The 2,635-nt window shown below is 50.2% G+C and carries 3 protein-coding genes; all 3 read right to left on the minus strand.

Annotated elements, in window-relative coordinates; genetic code table 11:
* On the minus strand, positions 1-927 hold a 927-nt coding region (locus HWQ67_RS15935; protein WP_218253673.1), incomplete at its 3' end, for a choice-of-anchor Q domain-containing protein.
* A gap of 266 nt (positions 928-1,193) precedes the next feature.
* Entirely contained in the window at positions 1,194-1,826 is a 633-nt protein-coding gene (gene purN / locus HWQ67_RS15940) for a phosphoribosylglycinamide formyltransferase (protein WP_218253674.1), read from the minus strand.
* A partial coding sequence (gene rsmI / locus HWQ67_RS15945) for a 16S rRNA (cytidine(1402)-2'-O)-methyltransferase (RefSeq protein WP_218253675.1) occupies positions 1,814-2,635 on the minus strand: 822 nt, incomplete at its 5' end. The genes purN and rsmI, both read right to left, overlap by 13 nt.

The following is a 2,635-nucleotide window of genomic DNA, read 5'->3' on the forward strand; positions in this document are numbered from 1 at the left end:
ACAACTATCATAAGTTGGTCGTGTATTGCCTATTTGGTCAATGGTAAGGTCTACATTACCCACACTCTGACCACAGCCGTTTGTGGCGCTTGGTATCTTGTCGAATGCAGCACTCGACTTAGTGATTGCCATGGTCTGCGTCTCACCTCCGTTATCTGCTAAGGCGCCAAGTGAGGGATTCGTGCTTTGCTGATCTCCCGTACCAGTAAATCCACAGTCAGTGCCACCCTCGATGTTATACCCCCCAGAGGTAATTGTTCCTTGACAGTTTGGGCCCGATACTGTGGCAGTATTTCCATAGACGATACTATTTTTAACAGTCGTGGTACCTCCAAGTCTGTGAAGCCCACCCCCCTGACCATTAGTAACATGAGGAGCGCTATTGTTGGCAATTGTACAGTTTACAATGGTTACGTTTGCTGTAGAAACTATAGCGCCACCTTTAAATACAGTCGTGTTTCCTGTGAAAGTGGAATTGACAATAGTTGTCGTTCCTGTACAAGCTATCGCACCGCCAAATTCACTGCCACTCCCCGCTACAATACTGTTATTGGCAAACAAACTGTTTGTGACGATCAGAGTGCTCGTGCTAAGTATAGCGCCACCGTCGTCAGTACATTTGTTAGAATCAAAGCTGCAGTATTGAATGGTGAGAGTGCCACCGGAGTGATTAATGGCACCACCGCTGGAGTTGCCTGTTGCATTGCCATTGGTAAAAGTCAAACCCGTTATGGTGACAGTACCACCTGTTATGTTTAAGATACGTGAGGAGTTATTACCGCTGATCTCAAGTATACTCGCCCCAGGACCTGTGATGGTGAGGTTTTTACTAAAACTTATATGGCCTGATGTAAGGGTGATCGTACCGGATACCCCTGTCAGGTCGATAGTATCACCAGAGATGGCATCTGATATTGCCTGACGCAACGAGCCTGCACCACTATCGCTAGTATTTGTTACCGTTTGAGTTGCACAATAGGAATCACTACTTGTTAAAATGACAAGAGCAGAGATAATGGCAACTATCACTTTCAACTTTAAGACTTTACATAGTCTGTCATTCATAGTACTTAACCTTCCTGATTCTTAACTTCTCATGCTACGTAAAAGCACAGCATTTCAAGTTTTCGAAAAAAACAAATTTAGCAATGGCATATACCTTGCTTTACCAAAATACTTAACACAGGGTATAACTAAAGTTCTACATTACCCTCTCCTCCTGCCGGTTTTATACTAACGATACCATTATGAACTTGCAGCCTGCCCTCCGCAAAGAGTCGGATGGCGTAGGGGTAGATCACATGTTCACTGCGGAGGATTTTCTCTGAGAGGGTTTCTTCGTTGTCGTCGCTGCTAACGGGGACGGGGGCCTGGACAATGATAGGGCCGGTATCCATGCCCTCATCGACGAAGTGTACGGTGCAGCCTGAGACCTTGACGCCTGCCTCGATGGCCTGTCTCTGGGCATGCAGTCCCTTGAAGGAGGGCAAGAGGGCGGGGTGGATGTTGAGTATCCGCATGGGGAATGCCTCAATAAGCGGACGGGTGACAATCCGCATGAAGCCTGCCAGCGCTATCAGTTCCGTTAAGCGGGCGGAGAGTTCATCGGCTACGGCCCTGAAGAAGTCGTCTCTGGTTGCATAGTCCCTGGGATTGATGTATATGTGTGAGATGTTGTTGTCCGTGGCGCGGGTTATGGCATACGCATTGGGGTTGTCCGTGAGCAGGCACACGATATCGACGTTTAAAGCGCCCTTGTTTTTGGCGTCTATGATGGCCTGAAAGTTGGAGCCTCTGCCCGAGGCCAGTACTGCTAGTTTGAGCATTCGCTATCCCTCTGGAGGCTTTCCTTGTAGAGTTGTTTGTTGTCTATGCCCATGGCAGTGGCAACCTCCATAACGGCGTCCTTGCGTCTGGAGCCGGCCTTGATGAGTTCATCGACCTCCCTGAGGGCGTCCTCCATGGAGAATTCCGGGGCTGGGGCCGATTCTGCAATGACGACGTACTCACCGGCTATCTTTCCCCGCTCCATCTTGTCAATGACCTCCTGGACGCTGCCCCTGATGACCTCCTCGTGCATCTTGGTCATTTCGTGGCAGAGGGCGATCCGGCGATTGCCAAAGACCTCAAGCAGGTCATACAGGAAGTCGATTATTCTGTGCGGCGACTCGTAGAATACAACCGTAAAGACAAGTCCCTTTAGTTCCGTCAGCTCTTTTATCCGCTGCGTTTGTCTACTGGAGAGAAATCCCGCAAAAAAATACCGTTTCGTGGAAAGCCCCGATACCGACAGGGCGGTAATCAACGACGTAGCCCCCGGTATGGGGACGATCTCTATGCCCTGCGTCAGCGCCTCGCGTATCAAGACCTCGCCCGGATCAGAGACCCCCGGGGTGCCGGCATCCGAAATGAGGGCAACCGACAGCCCTTCGTTAAGGCGCTTGAGTACCTCTTTGGACTTGACCTTTTCCTTTTCGCCCCAGTAGCTGATCATGGGCGTAGTAATGCCGTAGTGGTTGAGGAGCTTTGACGAGTGGCGCGTATCCTCTGCCGCTATCACATCGACCTCCTTGAGCGTGTTCAGTGCCCTCAGGGTGATGTCCTGCAAGTTCCCTATTGGCGTGGAGACTATGTA

The organism is Candidatus Magnetobacterium casense (assembly GCF_019173545.1).
GTDB classification, from domain to species: Bacteria; Nitrospirota; Thermodesulfovibrionia; order Thermodesulfovibrionales; family Magnetobacteriaceae; genus Magnetobacterium; species Magnetobacterium cryptolimnobacter.